This is a genomic window from Desulfovibrio psychrotolerans, assembly GCF_013340305.1.
Taxonomy (GTDB): Bacteria; Desulfobacterota; Desulfovibrionia; order Desulfovibrionales; family Desulfovibrionaceae; genus Halodesulfovibrio; species Halodesulfovibrio psychrotolerans.
In genome coordinates this window covers 204,220-222,409 of record NZ_BLVP01000001.1, presented here as the reverse complement: position 1 = coordinate 222,409, position 18,190 = coordinate 204,220, and the positions used below count along the sequence as shown (strand labels likewise).

The following is an 18,190-nucleotide window of genomic DNA, read 5'->3' as shown; positions in this document are numbered from 1 at the left end:
TTCTTGGATAAGCCGGAGCAAGCCCGCTTATGGCGTTGGGTGGAGGCATCTGGGCGCGGTACAGCGGGGTCGGGATTCATGCCCGTAAAGTATGTAGGGACGTAATCAGGAGGAGCGTAATGTCATTACTTAAGGAAGGCCAGTCAGGCCGAAGGTGGCAGGCCGTCATTCTGGCGGGGCTTGCCGGTGTGGCCCTGACAGTGGGGGCCGGGCTGGCAATGGTGACCACTGATACGGCAGGGTTCTGTGGAGGATGCCATGCCATGTCGGAAGCCGTGCTCACCCACTCGCAATCGGTGCATTCCAAGCTTTCGTGCAACGATTGCCATGCCCCTCACAACATTGTGGCCAAGATACCCTTCAAGGCCGCAGCGGGAACGCGCGATATCTACGTGAATACGTTGGGTACCGTGCCGGACCTCATCCATCCCGTGGGCAACACGTTGGAAGTGGTTCAGGCAAACTGCGTTCGTTGTCACACCTCGACTGTCATGACCGTGAACATGGATAACAAGGAATCGTGCATGTCCTGTCATCGCCATGTTCCCCACACCCCGAGAAAGCCCATATCGACGAGGAAGGCTGCCGATGTCTAGAATACTTTCTGCCATAGCGTGCTGTGCGTGTCTGGGGGCGGTGCTCCTTATTTCCGGCTGTTCCGATGCCGTGGAGCCTGTAACTCCTGTTTACAAGACAAACCTGCCCAAGGAGGAAATTCGCAACTCGCAGTTTGAAAAGGTGTTTCCCCTGCACTATAAAACGTATTTGCGCAACGATGAATCTACCATCATGACGGAATACGGCGGCTCTGTACCGTACAACAAGCATGATAATGTGAATCCGCTGCCGGAAGGCTACAAGCATGCGCAGCCGTATCTGAAAAATCTCTGGCTGGGATATCCCTTCAGCTTCGAATACCGCGCAGCCCGCGGGCATACGTATGCCGTTGACGACATCATGCATATTGACCGCATAAACCGGTACGATGAAAAGGGCGGCCTGCCTTCCACCTGCTATAACTGCAAGACCACCATGATGCCCAAGTTCATTGAAGAACACGGGCAGGATTTCTGGGCAAAGGATTTCAACCAGTTCCGTCAGGCACTGGATGCCAAGGATCATACCATCGGCTGCACCAACTGCCACAACGCGGAAACCATGGAATTGCAGCTGTACAGCGAGCCGCTGAAGGCCTTCCTTGAAGCGGACGGTCGTGACTGGAACACCATTCCCCGCAATGAAAAGCGCTCCATGATGTGCGGCCAGTGCCACGTGGAATACTACTTCCAGAAGAAGGAGTTCGGCCCGGCTGCCCGTCCTGTGTTCCCGTGGACCGAAGGGCTGGACCCCGAAAACATGTACACCTACTACAAGGGCCATGGCGACTCCACCATCAAGGGATTTGAAGGGCAGTTCTATGACTGGATACATCCCGTGTCGCAGACGCCCATGCTCAAGGCCCAGCACCCTGAATATGAAATGTGGTCCAACGGTGCGCACGGTGCCGCCGGCGTTGCCTGCGCAGACTGCCACATGTCTTACAAGCGTTTGGACGGAAAGAAGAAGATATCCGACCACCAGTGGACCTCGCCCCTCAAGGACGTGAACCTGAACGCCTGCCGCCAGTGCCACACCGACAAGACGCCTGAGTATCTGCGCGGACGTGTTGTGGACACGCAGCAGAAGGTGTTTGACCAGCTGCTCATTGCACAGGAAATCTCTGTGCGTGCGCACGAGGCCATACGCCGTGCTGCGGAATACGCGGGAGACAAGCCCGCCAGCTACGAAGACCTGATGATTGAAGCACGCGAATGGTGCCGTAAGGGTCAGTTCTTCTGGGATTATGTTTCTGCAGAAAATAGCGTGGGCTTCCACAACCCCACAAAGGCGCTTGATACGCTTGCCAAGTCGCAGCAGTACAGCCAGAAGTCTGTTGAGGCAGCCATCCGCGCAACCGGGTTTGCCATTGCCAAGGATCTGGACGGCGACATAAAGCAACTGGTGCCGCCCATCCTGAACCACAGCCGTGAACTGATGATGGACCCTGAGCATATGAAGAGCCACGAATGGTTCAAGTATCTCAAGGTTGCCCCCAAGGCTCCCCTTATCTGGGACGGCCAGACCCGTGTTGCTCCCGCAGGTGCAGCCAGCTAACGCGGCGGTGCCTGAGAAGAATACGGATAGACGCAACGCGCCCCGCCATACGGCGGGGCGTTTTGCATTAAAGGGCGCGGGCACAAAGGGCATAAAAAAACGGAAGGGAGTGGCCCTTCCGTTTTTTTCGGCAACCGTAAAGACGGCAATCAGCAGGTGACAGGCATCATCAGGCAGCAGGCGCTATCAGGCTTTGATGCTCCGCGAGACAAAACGCACCACCTCGTCATACAGGCTGGGGGGGGCGTAAGGCGTGAGCAGCCTTGTGCGGATGGCACCGACCAGATTGCATGAAATGGCGGTGGTGGTTTCGTGCGGGAGCAGGTCCTTGCGCAGCGAACCGTCCTCTATTCCCCTGCGGACGTGGTACTCAAGTTCACGCGGAATCTGGTTGAACTTTTCGTACATGGTGTCGCGGTCAGTCTTTGTTTTCATGTCCGAATACGGAGAGCAACGGACCAGAACCATGAAGTTGGTATCTGCATCCACAGAAAAATCCAGATACGCGCGACAGAAATTGATGACCGATTCGTATCCGGTTTCGCCGCGCGCGCAGGCTTCGCGCAGGTGGATGAGGAAGTGGTCCAGCACATCAAGCCCGGCAGCGAGGAACAGCTTCTCCTTGTTGCCGTAGTGGTGTGTGAGAAGACCCAGCGCAACCCCGGCGCGCTCAGAAATCTTTTTAAAGGTGGTCTCCGCGTACCCGTATTCTCCGAACAACTCCTTCGCTGCAAGCAGCAATGCTTCCTTTTTGGTAATAGTCATACGCTTGGCCCGTTTTTAATAAGTGGTTAAGGCAAAAACAGTTCCAGCCCACAAGCAACCGACAGAAGAGGAAAACTGTCTTACAAAAAAACATGTAATGACATTGTTTGAGCACCCAATAGTCACTTAGCCCACAATGCCCGTTCAGTCAATCAACAGAAGATATGAGCATAAAGACTCTTGTGGAAAAATGAAAACTGCAGCGCTGTACACGTTTTTAGTGAAAGCCAAGGGAAATGCCGTGCCGCTTTTATCGCCACCCATGAGGGGAAGGTGAGCAAAAGCACACGGCCCCCGTTCACACGGGGGCCGCAGGCAAAGAGGAGTAAGTTGGAAAAAGCTGTTCTTGCGCGGTATGGGCCTTGCTGAAATCCGCAGTCCTGCAATGACCGTGGGCGGGCCGTTATCGGCGCGGGTGAATGCCGTTCACCTGCTGCCTGTTTGCTCAAACAGTTTCTGTTTTTTTATGTACGGACTGGAAAAAAGGCTGTCAACCTTTTTCGGAAAAAAGAAAACCCCTCCGGGGAGGGGCAGGCAGGAAAAGTGGGGAGAGTAAGAGGTTCAGTTACGCCACTCATCAAGTGCGGCACTGATGAAGTCGCAGATGTGCTGATGTTCAGCTTTGCCGTTTCCTTCCACCAGTAAGGGAGTTCCGAAACGGATGTGCACCGGCAGCGATGGGCGCACCGGGCCGAAATCTTTGATTACGCTGCCCATGCCCCATGCGTTTGTTTTCAGGGCAAGGGGAACCACAGGCACCTGTGCCCGTTTGGCGAGCTTTACACCTATGGAGTTGAAGATGGCGGGGTCCAGTGTCTCGCTTCTGGTTGCCTGCGGAAAGACCACAACGGAGATGCCCCGGGCAAGTCTTTCCGCGCCTTCTTCAAGGACGGTTTTAAGGTCTTCGCGGGGGTTGCTGCGGCCCACGGCAATGGGGTTGCGGGAACGCATGATCCACCTGAAGAAAGGGTACTCAAGCAGCCCCTGTTTCACTACAAAGGTCACGTTGCGGTAAGGCTGGATAAGGGCAGGCAGCACAAAGGTTTCCAGCGTGCTCATGTGGTTGCCCACAAAGACGCAGGGGCCTTGCTGTTCCGTAAAGGCATGCAGGTTTTCAAAGTGAAAACGCACCCCTACCCGTTCGAACGCCCTAATGATGGCGAGGCTGCTGTTCACCCACTCCACGGGGCCCAGTTTGTCTTGCTTGGCCAGTCTGGAAGCCTGCCCGACGGTGGCGAGCATGGAAGGATAGAAAAAAAGGTTGGGGAACAACCGTGCTATGGGGTTCGATGTGTTATCCGGGGTGTGGTAGGCGTTTTGGTAGCGCGCAGGAAATTCATGCATGATCGTATGGTGCCCCGAATGGAGTGATTGTGCAACGTGAGTGTCGCGTTGCTGTGACAGGTCGGTAACATTCGACCTGCGGGAAAATACGCTCTGCCTTCGGTAAAATCAAGCCGTTGCCGCAAAATGGACGCCTTGCAGCCTGCTGGAAGGAATGAGGTGGACGGGGGGGTACTGCTCTCTTGCCTTTGCGTGTTCTTCTCTGGACAACCGGGAGTTTTCGCGGCACAAGCATCACAAGCCATATGATGGCATACATTTTCCAACGTCGGAGTGCACATGAGCCAGAACGAACCGGATAAGATCATCTATTCGATGATGCGCGTGACCAAGCGGCACGGGCAGCGGGAAGTGCTGAAAAATATTTCCCTTTCCTATTTTTATGGTGCCAAGATCGGTGTGCTGGGCCTGAACGGCTCGGGCAAATCCTCACTGCTGAAGATTCTTGCAGGGGTGGATAAGGACTTTGAAGGCGAAACCGCGTGTTCTCCCGGTTTTACCATCGGCTACCTGGAGCAGGAGCCGCTGGTGAACGAAACCCGCACGGTGCGTGAGGTAGTGGAGGAAGGGGTTGGCGATGTTATGGCGATTATCAACGAGTTCAACGAGATAAACGCCAAGTTCGCGGAGCCCATGGAACCGGAAGAAATGGATGCCCTCATCGACCGGCAGGCTGTGGTGCAGGAGCTTATGGATAACAAGGGGGCGTGGGATATTGATTCCCGGCTGGAAATGGCCATGGATGCCCTGCGTTGTCCGCCCGCTGATACGCCCGTAGCCGTCATCTCCGGCGGCGAGAAGCGCCGTGTGGCCCTGTGCCGTCTGCTTTTGCAGAATCCGGACATCCTGCTGCTGGACGAACCCACCAACCACCTGGACGCGGAATCCGTGGCATGGCTGGAGCGTTTTCTCCAGACCTTCCCGGGCACCGTCATTGCCGTGACCCACGACCGTTACTTCTTGGATAACGTGGCCGGTTGGATTCTGGAACTGGACAGGGGCAAGGGCATTCCGTGGAAGGGCAATTATTCCAGCTGGCTGGAACAGAAGCAGCAGCGTCTTGCCGTGGAAGAGAAGCAGGAATCGGAGCGGCAGAAGACCTTGCAACGCGAACTGGAGTGGATTCGTATGTCGCCCAAGGGGCGGCACGCCAAGTCCAAGGCGCGTATAACCGCCTACGAATCCATGCTCTCCACCGAATCTGAAAAGAATGCCAAGGACTTGGAGATATACATTCCTCCGGGACCGCGGCTCGGCAGGTCTGTCATAGAGGCTGTGAATGTTCAGAAGGCACTTGGCGACAAGCTGCTTGTGGACAACATGAACTTTCTCATCCAGCCCGGTTCCGTGGTGGGTATTATCGGACCCAACGGGGCGGGTAAGTCCACTCTGTTCAAGATGGTTATCGGTGCCGAAAAGCCCGATGCGGGTGAGGTGCGTCTTGGCGAAACCGTGAAGCTTGCCTACGTGGACCAGGGGCGCGATACCCTTGAGAAGGGCAAGAGCGTGTACGATGTTATTTCCGAAGGGTACGACACCGTCAAGCTGGGCAGCAGGGAAGTGAATGCGCGTGCCTACTGCTCGCGCTTCGGTCTGACCGGATCTGACCAGCAGAAGGATGTTTCCGTGCTTTCCGGCGGCGAGCGCAACCGCGTGCATCTTGCACGTACGCTGAAATCCGGCGGCAACGTCATCCTGCTTGACGAACCCACCAACGACCTTGACGTGAACACCATGCGCGCGCTGGAAGAGGGCATTGAGAACTTTGCCGGCTGCGTTCTGGTCATCTCGCATGACCGGTGGTTCCTTGACCGCATCGCCACGCACATTCTCGCCTTTGAGGGCGATTCTTCCGTTGTGTTCTTTGACGGCAACTATTCGGAGTACGAGGCGGACCGCAAGAAGCGCCTCGGCACGGATGCCGACCAGCCTACCCGTATCAAGTACCGCAAGCTTACCCGCTAGCGGATGGCAGACCCGGTAATGCAGCGCCCCCGGTCCGTAATGGGACCGGGGGCGTTTTTGGTGTGTGGGTCATTTTGGGTGTGTCAGATGGCTGCTGTTCCGTCTCTGGGGGTGATGATAGGGGCTACCTGTTCACCTTGAGGTAGGATTTTACCCGGCGGACTCTTTCAATCTCGCTGGCGTATTTAACAGCCAGTTCCGCTTCCCGCTGCGTGCCGACTATACCCATGAGCACGACATTGCAACGCACCACGGCGATATCAATATTGGTAGACCATATTCTGTCATCCATGATCAGTTCTTTGTTCAGATCTGCGCGGATGAGCAGGTTGTCACTTGTGCCGCAGGGGTCGTTTTCAATCTTGGGAAAGAAGTAGTGGGTTACGCTCTGCACGCCGCTTATGGAGTTGACAATGGACAAGGCGCGCTGCTTTTGGGCCTCGCTTTCTATTTCACCGTAGACGTAGACGTGGCCGTTATACGACTTGCCCCCCATATCCAGCACTTTGACCAGATCATCGTGCAGGAATCGTGCGGTAATTTCCGTATTGATGTATTTGTCCGAGGCAAAGGTCTTTACATCCCTTTCGTCCACAGCGGCCTGATAGATAGTGCCGCATCCGGTGGCAAGAGAGAGCAGTACTAGGCATCCGAGCAGGCGTATCATTTTCATCATGGAACCATTCTCCCTTCACGTTTTCGTTGTCTGAAATTCAGCCCGCCGCTGTCCATGCCCCTGCCTGCATCGTAAATGCCCACCACGGATTCGGTGGATACGACAGTGCGTGCGCGGCGGTAGTAGCGCAGGATGTTATGATAGTCCGATTCGTATCCTTCGTAAATGCGCCAGCTGTCGCAGCGCTCCACCACCAGCTCACGGGTTAGGCACAGGCAGAGTGGGTCTATGTTGCTGGGGCGGACGAGTTCTCTTTCCGGTTCCGAGCGGGGCAGGTAGTTGCAGTCAAAGGCGCGGCTCACATCTATGCGCGCGATGAGCATTTCCACATCCCTATGTTCTTCATACACAAGGAACGCCTGCTGCGTAAGGGCGTTGTCATCGTCCAGAAAAACCAGCCTCCGGCCTTTGGAGGCAGCGAGCAACATACGCCGGACGCCGTTGCCGAAGTTTCCCTGCCGCGGCAGGGACAGAAAGCGCGCCGAGGGGTGGTTCACCGCCTCAGGGCCTTTTACTCCGTCGTACCCGATAAGCATTTCTACCGCAGAAGCAGGCAGGTCCGCGTGTGCCATGGCCGCGAGCACGCTTTGCAGTGCGTGGCGCAAGGCTGTGGGGCGGTTGCCCGCACTGGGGGTGATGATGCTGTATTCCGGGGCAGGCACAGGCTTCAGCCTCAGCGTTTTTTACGTAATTGCTTGAACCACGCGGCAAGCCGGGGTTCCTGTCCATGTTCCTTGGGCTGATAGAAGCTGCGCTCTTCCAGCCCGTCCGGCAGGTATTGCTGCTCCACATGCCCTTCCGGGTAATTGTGCGGATACAGGTAGTTTTTTCCGTACCCCCAGTCCTTTTGCAGCTTGGTGGAAGGATTGCGCAGGTGCAGTGGCACCGGGCGCGGGCCGTTGGTGCGTACTTCTTTAGATGCGGCGAGGTAGGCAGCGTAGGAGGTGTTGCTCTTTTTTGCCAGGGCGAGGTAGGTGACACATTCCGCCAGAGGAATGAAGCCTTCCGGCATACCGACAAACTCCACGGCGTGCTGGCACGAAACCGCAAGCGGCAGCGCCATGGGGTCTGCAAGGCCAATGTCTTCCGAGGCGGAGAGAATGAGCCGGCGGCAGATGAACCGGGGGTCTTCTCCGCCTTCCAGCAGGCAGGCAAGATAGTAAAGGGCCGCATCGGGGTCGCTGCCCCTTATGGATTTGATGAGGGCAGAAGCCAGTTCGTAGTGATTATCCCCGTCCTTGTCGTGACGGATGACCACTTCAGGCAGGGCTGTGCGCAGCGATTCGAAATTGCGGGATTCTTCGGGCAGCGCGGCAACATATTCCATCAGGTTGAGCATGGTGCGCGCATCCCCGTGTGCCACGCCCGCGATGAAGTCGTACGATTGGTCGTCCAGCGAGAATTGGCAGGCATAGGCGCCGCGTCTGGCAAGGTCTGTCATTTCTGCCCTGTTCAGAGGGCGCAGCCGCAGCACGTGCATACGCGAGAGCAACTGGCGGGTGACGCTGAAGGAGGGGTTTTCTGTTGTCGTGGCAATGAGCGTGACCTCGCCGGATTCCAGAAGCGGAAGAAAAAAGTCCTGCTGCGCCTTGGAAAAACGGTGCAGTTCATCCAGCACCAGCACATCCACGCCCGCAAGGGACTTGCGCAACTGCTGCAACCCTGCTTCCGGCGCGCTTACGCGCAGCCAGTTTTTGCCGGACTGCTTGGCCAGCAGAAGCGCCAGTGTGGATTTGCCGCATCCGGGCGGGCCGAACAGAAGCAGGCTGGGCAGGCGGGGGGCGCTGGAAAGCGCGGTGATACGCGCGCGCAAATGCTCCTGACCCACAAATTCATCAAGGGTTTCCGGCCGTATCCGGTCTGCAAGCGGTTGCCGTATGCTCATGCCGTTTCCCCGCAGCGCTGTTCTGCAGACTGCATTGCGGTGTGGAGTTCCCGGTGCCACCAGTCAAGCCCAAGACAGAGCAGGGCAGCCGTTTCCCAGCGCAGGATGCGCCTGCCAAGGCTGACAGGCGTGATGCCAGCAGCGGTGAGCGTGGCAACCTCGTTTTCTGAAAAGCCGCCTTCCGGGCCCACAACGAAGAGGGTGCGGCCTTGTTGTCCAAGCGACGGCGGGGCGAGCAGGGCAGAGGGCGACTGTCCTTCCCAGAGCAGGAAAGCCCTGTCAAAGTCCGCAGCATGTGCCGCAAGCTCCTCTGCGCCTCCGGGGAGAGTTTTCAGTTCCGGCAGCCATGGATTAAGGCTTTGCTTGGCACCGGCAATCATCTGTGATTCCCATGAATCTTTCACGTCTTCCGGCACACGGGACTGAGAACGGTCTGCCTGCCAGAGCCATATGCCGCCGGCTTCCAGTTCCACCGCCTTTTCCAGCAGCCAGCCGCGACGTACAGATTTGCCCCACCCCAGCGCAAGCACAGTGGAAGAGGAGGGCGGAGCATGCTCAGAGAGCTGCACAGGCTCAAGAAGTACCCTGTGCTTCTCTGTGGCGGTGATGCGGAAAACACCTTCGCGCCCGCGTCCGTCCAGAAGGCGGAGAGAATCACCCGCGCGTGCGCGGAGCACTTTGACCAGATGTCTGGCTTCCTGCCCTTCCAGCAGATAGGGGGCCTGCCATTGTTCCGGCGGCAGAAAGAATGTTCTCACGAACGGCTCTCCGGTGGGAATGTGGTGTGATGATACTGTCTTTGCATACCGTCTGTGTATCAGGCGTGCAGGAAGATGCCAAGACAGGCAGGGGTGAAGACCGCGAAAAAGGGTGCGGTTTTGAAGCCGCACCCCGTATGCCTGTGGCTGTCTCTGTGGCTGCTTTCGATGTCTTTTGCGTGGGTATGGTCTGTAATCGTGCGGGCGATCAGTCTTCCAGCTTCATGCGGGCGGTGCCGTTCTTGTAGAAGGGCAGTTCCGCGCGGGCGGCCTTAAGCTCCGTACGCGAGGCTTTGATGACAAAGGCCGTTTCTTCCGCGTATTCCCGTTCCACATAAGCAAGAGCCACGGAATGTCCCACCGAGGGGCAGAAGGAACCGCTGGTGACAATGCCCACTTCCCGACCCGCTCCCTCTCCCTGCGGCAGGCAGACGACATCGTGGTGACGGGCGGCACGGCGACCGGGTATGCTGAGGGGAATGAGCATGTGGCGCACGCGGGCATCGCCGCCCTTGCCGATATACTGGGCAGGCGACTTGAGCAGCCAGCCCATGCCCGCCTCCGTGGGGGTGTGGTCGGTGTCCAGATCCTGACCGTAGAGGGGCAGACCCACTTCAAGGCGCAGGGTGTCGCGTGCGCCAAGCCCTGCGGGTTCCACGCGCGTGTCTGCGCACAAAGTATCCCACAGGGTCTGGGCATTGTCTGCGGGCAGATAGAATTCATAGCCCAGTTCCCCGGTGTAGCCGGTGCGGCTTACGATAAGGGGGGAACCAGCAAACTCCACTGTGACGTGGTTGAAATACTTGAGTGAGCGCAATCCGCTGCCCAGAAGAGTCTCCAGCACGGCGTAAGATGCCGGTCCCTGAAGGTCAATTTTGGCGGTCTGTGCGGAAATATCCTCAAAATGCAGCTGCGCGGGCAGATGAGAGGCTATCCATGCGAAGTCGCTGGCGGTGCAGGCACCGTTCACTACCAGCATGTAGTCGTCTGCTCCCATGCAGTAGACGATAAGATCGTCCAGAATGCCGCCCTGTTCGTTGAGCAGAAATCCGTAGCGGCATTTGCCGGGGCCGAGGGTATCCAGATTGTGGGTGACAATGCGGGAAAGGGCTTCGCGGGCACCCGCCCCCCTGAGAACAAATTCGCCCATGTGGCAGATATCAAAGATGGACGCGTGTTCACGGGTGTGGTTGTGTTCCACGATAATGCCCTTGTACTGTATGGGCATATTCCAGCCTGCAAACGGAGCCATTTTGGCCCCTTGTGCGATATGCCATGCCGTAAGCGGCGTGTGAAGCAGGTCAGACAAGGTGTCCTCCTGAGCGGGGTTAAGGTGATATGTGGTTGTGGTTGCGCAGTACGGCAGAATGGCAGATAAAATTTAGCGATTCTGTCTGAACTCATGCCGAGATTTGCGGATTGCCTTGAATTCGTCAAGCAGGGAGACGAGTTTTCCGTAGTTTTTACGTATGTCCGCTCCGTAGGGTGTCAGTTCGTCTTCCCGGCATTCTATGTAATTGCGGCGCAGATACCGGTCGTTGAGTATGGCCTCCACAAGGGCGATGACGCTGTTTACCAGGTCTTCAAAATAGCTGACTATTTCGAATTTCAGCCCATGGAGCAGGGCGACGGATTCCGTAAGCATTTCGCCGTAACCAATGCGCGTTCCTCTGGATTCGCGCCGCATCAGGTCTTCCAGAATGCGTATCTTACGTGCCTGCTGGATGAAGCTGTATTTGGCCCATACCTCCTGATACAGTTCGTTCAGGTTGCCGAATACGTCGTAATTATCCGGCGAGAGCAGGTACCCGTCCAGCACTTTCACCACATTGGAATAGAACTCATCGGAATAGCCGATGATACGGCGTTGGTGTTTGGAGAGCCATGCGAAGAGAAACTTCAGGCGTTTTTCGTCCGTATCCGTGTTTTCCACAATCTCGTTGCGTTTATAGGCGATGCGCCCCATGTATTCGCCGCGCACTATGTCGTTCAGGCGCAGGAACATGTTGGTGGTGTCCTTGATGATGTTCAGGTCGCTCAGCACTCTCCCTGTAATGGGATGGATGATTTCCTGCCGGGAAACGGAGAGGGCGCGTTCCTGCCGCACGTTGTCCGGATTGAATTTATGCTGGGAGTAGGTGACCCGCAGAATAACTACCCGGCGTTCCTCATCCACAAAAAAGCCCCCTTCTTCCAGCCTGCGCACCGCTTCCGCCTGATCCTTATGCACCTTCACTAGGGCTATTTTCTCTATGGCGGGATAGTGCTTGCGTCTGGGAGGGGTGTACAGCGTGGTGAGTGTGCGGTCGCTCTGCCCAAGCACCCGGATGAGGAAGCGTTCTCCCATCTTGTGCAGGCGGCGGGCGAACAGGGCGCTGGAAGTGCGGCGTTCCGACACAATGGGGAAGCCGTATAACTCCATGAGATACTGGTAGACAAAAAGCCTGTTCCGCTCGTACTTCTCGTTGTCGCCCACGGAAAATTTGCCGGTCCGCATGCCGAACCGCTTGATTTCCGGGTCCAGGTCGGAAGGAAATGAGGCGTATACGCCGGAAAGGTAGTAACTGCCGAAGGAATCCAGCGCCATAACCTGCGCGCGGTCCATTTCCAGCAGGTATGGCAGAATCTGGGGATAGTGATCCAGGACTGAAACATCGTACTTCATGAACCGCTGCTTGAAGGAATCATGCATTTTTTTGGGCAGCCGATTCTGCAATGCCTGAACATTGCGGGAAAGGACGGTGTTTTCAAGCGGGCATGATTTTCCTTCTGCCGAAACTGCGTCGTCCAGAAGCGAATGCAGAATGTCGAACTGGAAGATTTCTGAAAAATAGTTGATCTGCCGGTCCAGTGCCACAAGGGAAAATCCCGGAACATTTTTGTATTCCCATGTGTCCGATTCAAAGGAAGGCAGAAGCTCCCTGTTTTCAACAATGGGGTAGTCTGGATTTTCGCAGAACGGCTTGAGAAGACAGAATTTGGTATGCACAATGTCGAGAAAGTTCTTCAGCTCGACCAGCGAATTGATGTTGACGGGCGCAGAAAACGAATCGTGCCCGTCCCAGGGCAGACCGCATTCTGCGAATGCTTTTTTCCAATCAAGCGTCATACGGTGCCGTAAGGTTGCAAATGGTGCGGGAAGAAAGGGGTCGACCGGAAAAACTGTGTGTATGATATGCTATTTTCTAAAAAATTTCTACTTTTTCATCAATATTGACTGCACGGCTCAGGCGACGCGTGCGTGTACTTTTTTTCTTCTTTTTTTTCGGTGTATTATCGTGCAAGCCGGGCCGTTCGTTCAAGTGGGGGGAGCGGCAGAGATTGAAACAGTCGCGGTAATCCTATACAAATATGGAATAAGTGGACGTCCGGCGCTATCCGGCCGGAAACGTACTGTCCAACCTTTCGATAACAATTCCGAATCATCCGGGTTCGGCAGGTATATCGCCAATGAACACCAAGTCCTGTTATGAGCGCATTCTGGGAATAGTTTGCAGCGTTTTTGATGCGTATTCCGCCGTGCTGATCACGCCGGATTCCACCGGCAGGGCGTTTGCCGTAGCCGGCAGCTTCAGTCTGGGCGATCATGTGAACCGCACTGCCCAATTCGTTCCGGGCAAAGGTCTTGTGGGCTGGATTATCAGCAATCAGGCCCCAATGCTGGTGAACGACTTTGATACGCGGCAGTACCACCTTGGCTACTACACCAGCAATGAGGAGTCCAAGATCAAGGCGTTCATGGGTGTTTCACTCAGGAACGGGTCGGGAGCTCTGTGTCTGGACAGCAAGCGGCAATATTCCTTTTCCAATAAGGATCAGAAGATTCTTCAGCTCTTCGCAGACCTCGTCTACGAGGTGCAGACAAGTTCCTGCCTTGCGGCGGAAACCATGAATCTGGGGAAGTACTACAACTGCCTGCAACTGGTGTACGGGCTGAGAAAAAGACACAAAAACTGGACCAAATTTCTTGAGCATTTTCTGGGGCTCATGGCAGAGAGCACGGGGTTTGCCTATTGCAGCTTCGCTTCCCGCGATGAGGCCGGAAACAACTATTACATTGAAGACGAAACATGTCCCTTTGCCCCGGAAGAAACGCAGGCCATACCCTATGGCAGCGGGCTCGTGGGCTGGGTGTTCAAGAACGGAAACCCCGTCTTCATGAGCGGTTCGGACTCCGGCGTTCCAGCGTCGCCCCTGTATTGCAAGCTGGCTTCACAGCCAAACTTCATGAGTGTTGTCTGTCTGCCGCTTATCATCGGGCGTCTTACACGCGGGGTTCTGGTCTTTGCCAGCGAGACCCCGCGGGAAATACCGGACGAACTGAAAGTTTTTTGCCAGATGGCATCGGAGCATCTGGCATTGTTCCTTGAAAACCTGTATCTACGGAGTCGGCTCCATGAAGCCACGCAACAGGTTCACCAGATGAGACAGGACGCGGGTCCGCACCTTTTGCAGGATGCCGGAGACGAGTTTGAATTGACCACCTTGAGCCAAGAAGAGAGCGTCTAAATGTTTGGCAAACTGTTAGGATTGTTCGGTCAGGATCTCGCTATGGATCTGGGCACTGCCAATACCCTGTTGTATACGAAGAAGGACGGCATTGTTCTCAATGAACCTTCTGTTGTGGCTATAGACAACGACCGCAATTCTGTGCTGGCGGTAGGCAAGGAAGCCAAGGAATTTCTCGGCAGAACCCCGCAACGCATCCGCGCCATACGCCCCATGAAAGATGGCGTTATTGCCGACTTCGAGGTGACCAAGCAGATGATCGCCTTCTTTATAAAGAAGGTTATTACGGGGTTCTCCCTTGCTAAGCCTAATATCGTCATATGCGTGCCCACGGGCATCACGCAGGTGGAAAAGCGGGCCGTTATAGAATCTGCCCAGCAGGCAGGGGCGCGGGATGTGCGTCTGGTGGAGGAGCCCATGGCAGCAGCCATAGGAGCAGATCTGCCCATCCATCAGCCTATGGGCAACATGGTTGTGGATATTGGCGGCGGAACCACCGAGGTTGCGGTTATCTCTCTTTCAGCCATAGCCTATGCGGAGTCGGTACGTGTGGCGGGCGATGCCATGAACATGGCGGTTCAGAGGTATTTTCAGGAAGAATTCAAGCTTCTTATCGGCGAGAATATGTCGGAGCGCATCAAGATTAAAATTGGTTCCGCCCATCCCCTGACGGAAACCCTTTCCATGGATGTTTCCGGCAAGGACATGGTCACGGGCACGCCCAAGTCCGTTCTGGTGACGGACGGGCATGTGCGCGAAGCGCTTGCCGATCCGGTAAAGGCCATCATCATGGCTGTTCGTAAGTCGCTTGAAAAGACGCCGCCTGAGCTTGCGGGCGACATAGCGGAAAACGGTCTTTTGCTGGCAGGCGGCGGCGCACTTTTGAAGGGACTGGATACCCTGATAACCAAAGAAACCAACCTGCATGTTGTCATAGACAGCGACCCGCTTACTACCGTGGTGCGCGGAACAGGGCGCACGCTGGACGACCGCAAGTTCTTCAGCAAAGTGTATATCAACTGACCGCAAGGCACCGCAGAGACGTATTTCGCGGGTCTGCAACAGGCCGGATTCCGGCAGCTTTGCTGAGCACCGTGTCTCGTTCACAGCCTTGGAATTTCTGAGCGCAGAAATGGCATAAAAAGCGGCCCGAGGGCCGTTTTTTATCTTGAATCAATATGGGGGGCGCATGCCGTCCCTGTTCCTTTCGTCTTGGTACATGCTATGCGAGGAGACGCCATGACTTTTGTTCCCGCAGATATTCTGGATGAAACCCTTGCTGTGGTCCGTGAGGCCGGAGCAATTATTCTGGAACAGTGGGACAGGCCAAGCAGCATCACGCTCAAGGGCCGCATAGATCTGGTGACAGAGACGGATGTGGCTGTGGAGGAATTTCTGAAGCAGAAGCTGCGCGGCGTTCTTCCAGAAGCCGGATTTATGGCGGAAGAAAGCGCAGGCGATGCCCCGCTGGGTGAACTGACGTGGATAATTGACCCTGTGGACGGCACGACAAACTTTGCTCACCGCATTCCGCTTGTAGCCACCTCTGTAGGGCTGTGGCACTGCGGCAAAATGGTTATGGGCGTGGTTAACGCTCCGGTGCTGCGCGAGTGCTTTCATGCCGTGCGCGGAGGCGGGGCGTTTGTAAACGGCAGGTCCATTCGCGTTTCAGGCACATCCGTTCTGGAGCATGCTCTGGTTGCCACCGGGTTTCCGTATACCATACGGGAAGATGTGGAAGAGGTGCTGCACTGGCTTTCGCGCTCGCTGGTCACCACACGGGGGGTACGGCGCGGAGGATCTGCCGCCATTGATCTGGCGTTTGTGGCAGCAGGAAGGTATGATGCCTACTATGAGATAGGATTACGGCCTTGGGATACCTCTGCCGGTTGGCTTCTGGTGGAAGAGGCAGGGGGGCGCATGACCCAGCTGGACACAAACGAGTCTTTTAATCTGTTTGCCCGCGGCGTGCTGGCGAGCAACGGTCCGCTGCATGATCCTCTTTACGCGCTGCTCAAAGGGTAGCAGGAAAGGGGGCGGAGACGGCGTGTATCCAACGGTTTTCTGTCATGTTGTCCCCATCGTCGGCTCACTGAATACAGCCCGGTACATCTAGGAAACGTCCTGGTCGGCTTCCTGATTGGTTGGGGCAGGGCGGAACAGGTAGTCTTCTTCGGCAGCCCATATGACCGCCGGGGTCAGAATTTCGCGAAAGTTCTGCAGCATGGCTTCCAGTTCTTCCCGGTCCACGAAGATACCCTCGGAGACTTCCTGCGGATTGGGGCAGGGTTGGTCGCCGCCAAGGCGCGCGGAAAAAAGGGTGATGTCGGCAAGTTCCGTTTCCTTCGAGGCGGGAATATGCGCAACCCACGTGACCTTGCCGGGGAATACGCCCAACTCTTCATTGAGCTCGCGCAGGGCGGCGTGTTCGCGGGATTCACCCGCAAGCACATGGCCCGTGGAGGAAAGATCCCATCGGCCCGGATAGAGTGTTTTTGTACGTGCGCGGCGTTGCAGGTATAGCCGTCCGCACGTATCATAGAGAAGGGTGAGGACCACGCGATGCTTGAGCGGGTGCCTGTGCACATCCGCTACCGGCATAACGGCAAGCGGTCTGTCGTAATCATCCACGACCTCCACCTTGTCTTCAAGAGTATGCAGGAGCTGCAGATAGATGGTTTCAATCATGTCTGATTTCCCCGTAAGCCTCTGGGGCGAAGATGAATATGTTCCGGAAGCCGGGCGGTTTTGCTGTGCACCTGAACTGCCCGTAACCGGAAGGTGGACGTGGTCATGCCGCACGCAGTAGAATGTGCGCCGGGCGTATGCCCTTTGCCGCAGGTGAAAGATGCCGAATTTTTCCGGCTTGGGCCGGAAAATATCACCGAAGTGGCCGCGTTGGAAAAGCGCTGCTTTTCCATGCCGTGGGAGGAAAAGCAGTTCCGGCTGGCGTTTGAACAGAACATTTTTTCCATTTTTGGCCTGCGTAGACAGGGAGAACTGCTTGCGTATGTGGCCGTGTATCATACCCCTCATGAGCTGGAAATACTGAATATCGCCACCCATCCGGAGCATCGCAGGCAGGGCTTGGGTGCAAGGTTGCTGGGGTTGATGTTGCAAGTGGGTGAAAAAATGGGCATTGTCAGGGCTGTGCTGGAGGTGCGCCGTTCCAACGAGCCTGCCATTGCCCTGTACAGACGGTTTGGTTTTTCGCAGGCAGGAGTGCGCAGACGCTATTACTCCGATACCAACGAAGACGCGCTTATCTTCATCAGGGATAGTGAACCAGAAACAGGGTGGAAATAATTCCGGGCGTATTGCGCTGATACCCTGTGCATGTGAGGAGTGCTGATCATGAAGAAAATTATGGCCGCCAACTGGAAGATGTATAAGACTGCGGACGAGGCAAGACAGACCGCAATGGCGCTGACAACGCTGGTGGGGGCGGTTCCTGCTGACCGTGAAGTGCTTATTTTTCCTCCTTTTACCGCGCTGCATGCGGTTGCGGGAGCGTTGCGCCCTGCTCTGGGATTCAGCATGGGGGCACAGGATGTGTACCCCGCCGATGAAGGTGCGTATACGGGCGAGGTATCCCCCGGCATGCTCAGTGATGTGGGATGCCGCTGGGTTCTTACCGGACACTCCGAGCGGCGCCATGTGCTTGGGGAGAATGATGACTTTGTAGGCAGAAAAACCACATTCAGCCTTGCAGCGGGACTGAACGTATGCCTGTGCATAGGTGAAAAGTTGGAAGAACGCGAGGCAGGCATGCTTGCCGCCGTGATAGAAAGACAACTGGACAAGGGGCTTAAAGACGTGCCCGGCGATATAGCCCCGGAAAGTCTTGCCATTGCGTATGAGCCTGTCTGGGCCATCGGCACCGGAAAGGTTGCCCGCCCGGAGGATATTGTTGAAGCCCACGCACTGGTGCGCGCGAAGCTTGTGGCGTTGCTGCCCTCCGCAGGAGAGCGTATTCCCATTTTATACGGCGGCAGCGTGAAGCCGGAGAACGCTGCTGAAATCGTTCACCTTGACAATGTGAACGGTGTTCTGGTAGGAGGCGCTTCTTTGCAGGCTGAAAGCTTCAGCCGTATAGTGCTTGCCTAATTCGGCACGAAAAGATCGACATTGTTC

Annotated in this window: 17 protein-coding genes; 8 read left to right on the top strand and 9 right to left on the bottom strand. The window is 56.1% G+C overall.

Features of this window, described 5'->3' with window-relative positions; translation table 11 throughout:
* The first annotated feature begins 119 nt into the window (after nucleotides 1-119).
* Both HUV26_RS00990 and HUV26_RS00985 read left to right on the top strand, forming a co-directional pair.
* Complete coding sequence (locus HUV26_RS00990; protein ID WP_174408232.1) at nucleotides 120-596, top strand: cytochrome c3 family protein; 477 nt, start codon at nucleotides 120-122, stop codon at nucleotides 594-596.
* Entirely contained in the window at nucleotides 589-2,154 is a 1,566-nt protein-coding gene (locus tag HUV26_RS00985) for an ammonia-forming cytochrome c nitrite reductase subunit c552 (RefSeq protein WP_174408231.1), read from the top strand. Before HUV26_RS00990 ends, HUV26_RS00985 begins: the two co-directional genes overlap by 8 nt.
* Before the next feature lie 186 nt (nucleotides 2,155-2,340).
* Here the strand turns inward: HUV26_RS00985 and HUV26_RS00980 are convergent, their stop codons facing one another.
* Both HUV26_RS00980 and HUV26_RS00975 read right to left on the bottom strand, forming a co-directional pair.
* A complete protein-coding gene (locus HUV26_RS00980; protein WP_174408230.1) occupies nucleotides 2,341-2,919 on the bottom strand; it encodes a TetR/AcrR family transcriptional regulator in 579 nt (192 codons plus the stop codon).
* Between the two features lie 561 nt (nucleotides 2,920-3,480).
* Nucleotides 3,481-4,263 (bottom strand): lysophospholipid acyltransferase family protein, encoded by a 783-nt coding sequence (locus tag HUV26_RS00975; RefSeq protein ID WP_174408229.1) that lies wholly within the window; start codon nucleotides 4,261-4,263, stop codon nucleotides 3,481-3,483.
* A gap of 279 nt (nucleotides 4,264-4,542) precedes the next feature.
* Between HUV26_RS00975 and ettA the strand changes: the two genes are divergently transcribed.
* Nucleotides 4,543-6,228 (top strand): energy-dependent translational throttle protein EttA, encoded by a 1,686-nt coding sequence (gene ettA / locus HUV26_RS00970; RefSeq protein WP_174408228.1) that lies wholly within the window; start codon nucleotides 4,543-4,545, stop codon nucleotides 6,226-6,228.
* Between the two features lie 124 nt (nucleotides 6,229-6,352).
* On the opposite strand, the gene HUV26_RS00965 is transcribed toward ettA, so the two are convergent.
* From HUV26_RS00965 to HUV26_RS00940, 6 genes are all read right to left on the bottom strand, one after another.
* Nucleotides 6,353-6,904, bottom strand: coding sequence for a BON domain-containing protein (locus tag HUV26_RS00965; RefSeq protein WP_174408227.1), 552 nt, complete (start codon nucleotides 6,902-6,904; stop codon nucleotides 6,353-6,355).
* The gene (locus HUV26_RS00960) at nucleotides 6,901-7,566 is read right to left on the bottom strand and encodes a glycosyltransferase family 2 protein (RefSeq protein WP_174408226.1); all 666 of its coding nucleotides are present in this window, start codon (nucleotides 7,564-7,566) and stop codon (nucleotides 6,901-6,903) included. The genes HUV26_RS00965 and HUV26_RS00960 overlap by 4 nt, the downstream gene beginning before the upstream one ends.
* 11 nt (nucleotides 7,567-7,577) lie before the next feature.
* Nucleotides 7,578-8,789 carry a replication-associated recombination protein A gene (locus HUV26_RS00955; RefSeq protein WP_174408225.1) on the bottom strand — a complete coding sequence of 404 codons (1,212 nt, stop codon included), beginning with the start codon at nucleotides 8,787-8,789 and terminating at the stop codon, nucleotides 7,578-7,580.
* Nucleotides 8,786-9,547 carry a 16S rRNA (uracil(1498)-N(3))-methyltransferase gene (locus HUV26_RS00950; protein ID WP_174408224.1) on the bottom strand — a complete coding sequence of 254 codons (762 nt, stop codon included), beginning with the start codon at nucleotides 9,545-9,547 and terminating at the stop codon, nucleotides 8,786-8,788. Before HUV26_RS00950 ends, HUV26_RS00955 begins: the two co-directional genes overlap by 4 nt.
* A gap of 208 nt (nucleotides 9,548-9,755) precedes the next feature.
* A complete protein-coding gene (gene gcvT, locus HUV26_RS00945) occupies nucleotides 9,756-10,856 on the bottom strand; it encodes a glycine cleavage system aminomethyltransferase GcvT (protein ID WP_174408223.1) in 1,101 nt (366 codons plus the stop codon).
* Nucleotides 10,857-10,928: 72 nt separating this feature from the next.
* The gene (locus HUV26_RS00940) at nucleotides 10,929-12,656 is read right to left on the bottom strand and encodes a hypothetical protein (protein WP_174408222.1); all 1,728 of its coding nucleotides are present in this window, start codon (nucleotides 12,654-12,656) and stop codon (nucleotides 10,929-10,931) included.
* Nucleotides 12,657-12,997: 341 nt separating this feature from the next.
* On the opposite strand from HUV26_RS00940, the gene HUV26_RS00935 reads away from it, so the two are divergent.
* The 3 genes from HUV26_RS00935 (at nucleotide 12,998) to HUV26_RS00925 (ending at nucleotide 16,081) form a co-directional block, all read left to right on the top strand.
* The gene (locus HUV26_RS00935; protein ID WP_174408221.1) at nucleotides 12,998-14,056 is read left to right on the top strand and encodes a GAF domain-containing protein; all 1,059 of its coding nucleotides are present in this window, start codon (nucleotides 12,998-13,000) and stop codon (nucleotides 14,054-14,056) included.
* Nucleotides 14,057-15,079, top strand: a complete 1,023-nt coding sequence (locus HUV26_RS00930; RefSeq protein ID WP_174408220.1) for a rod shape-determining protein — start codon at nucleotides 14,057-14,059, stop codon at nucleotides 15,077-15,079.
* Between the two features lie 216 nt (nucleotides 15,080-15,295).
* Nucleotides 15,296-16,081 (top strand): inositol monophosphatase family protein, encoded by a 786-nt coding sequence (locus tag HUV26_RS00925; protein WP_174408219.1) that lies wholly within the window; start codon nucleotides 15,296-15,298, stop codon nucleotides 16,079-16,081.
* 87 nt (nucleotides 16,082-16,168) lie between these two features.
* On the opposite strand, the gene HUV26_RS00920 is transcribed toward HUV26_RS00925, so the two are convergent.
* Nucleotides 16,169-16,744, bottom strand: coding sequence for an NUDIX hydrolase (locus HUV26_RS00920; RefSeq protein ID WP_174408218.1), 576 nt, complete (start codon nucleotides 16,742-16,744; stop codon nucleotides 16,169-16,171).
* A 105-nt stretch (nucleotides 16,745-16,849) separates the two neighbouring features.
* Here HUV26_RS00920 and rimI point away from each other — a divergent pair, with 105 nt between their 5' ends.
* The gene (rimI, locus tag HUV26_RS00915; RefSeq protein WP_174408217.1) at nucleotides 16,850-17,362 is read left to right on the top strand and encodes a ribosomal protein S18-alanine N-acetyltransferase; all 513 of its coding nucleotides are present in this window, start codon (nucleotides 16,850-16,852) and stop codon (nucleotides 17,360-17,362) included.
* 48 nt (nucleotides 17,363-17,410) lie between these two features.
* A complete protein-coding gene (tpiA, locus tag HUV26_RS00910) occupies nucleotides 17,411-18,163 on the top strand; it encodes a triose-phosphate isomerase (RefSeq protein WP_174408216.1) in 753 nt (250 codons plus the stop codon).
* The last annotated feature ends 27 nt before the right edge of the window (nucleotides 18,164-18,190 follow it).

Excerpts from the sequence above, each read along its gene's own strand:
- HUV26_RS00975 (WP_174408229.1), bottom strand. The coding sequence starts at position 4,263 with ATGCATGAATTTCCTGCGCGCTACCAAAACGCCTACCACACCCCGGAT.
- ettA (WP_174408228.1), top strand. The coding sequence starts at position 4,543 with ATGAGCCAGAACGAACCGGATAAGATCATCTATTCGATGATGCGCGTG.
- HUV26_RS00920 (WP_174408218.1), bottom strand. The coding sequence starts at position 16,744 with ATGATTGAAACCATCTATCTGCAGCTCCTGCATACTCTTGAAGACAAG.
- HUV26_RS00940 (WP_174408222.1), bottom strand. The coding sequence starts at position 12,656 with ATGACGCTTGATTGGAAAAAAGCATTCGCAGAATGCGGTCTGCCCTGG.
- rimI (WP_174408217.1), top strand. The coding sequence starts at position 16,850 with ATGCCGCACGCAGTAGAATGTGCGCCGGGCGTATGCCCTTTGCCGCAG.
- HUV26_RS00930 (WP_174408220.1), top strand. The coding sequence starts at position 14,057 with ATGTTTGGCAAACTGTTAGGATTGTTCGGTCAGGATCTCGCTATGGAT.
- HUV26_RS00925 (WP_174408219.1), top strand. The coding sequence starts at position 15,296 with ATGACTTTTGTTCCCGCAGATATTCTGGATGAAACCCTTGCTGTGGTC.
- HUV26_RS00965 (WP_174408227.1), bottom strand. The coding sequence starts at position 6,904 with ATGATGAAAATGATACGCCTGCTCGGATGCCTAGTACTGCTCTCTCTT.
- HUV26_RS00985 (WP_174408231.1), top strand. The coding sequence starts at position 589 with ATGTCTAGAATACTTTCTGCCATAGCGTGCTGTGCGTGTCTGGGGGCG.
- HUV26_RS00935 (WP_174408221.1), top strand. The coding sequence starts at position 12,998 with ATGAACACCAAGTCCTGTTATGAGCGCATTCTGGGAATAGTTTGCAGC.
- tpiA (WP_174408216.1), top strand. The coding sequence starts at position 17,411 with ATGAAGAAAATTATGGCCGCCAACTGGAAGATGTATAAGACTGCGGAC.
- HUV26_RS00955 (WP_174408225.1), bottom strand. The coding sequence starts at position 8,789 with ATGAGCATACGGCAACCGCTTGCAGACCGGATACGGCCGGAAACCCTT.
- HUV26_RS00990 (WP_174408232.1), top strand. The coding sequence starts at position 120 with ATGTCATTACTTAAGGAAGGCCAGTCAGGCCGAAGGTGGCAGGCCGTC.
- HUV26_RS00980 (WP_174408230.1), bottom strand. The coding sequence starts at position 2,919 with ATGACTATTACCAAAAAGGAAGCATTGCTGCTTGCAGCGAAGGAGTTG.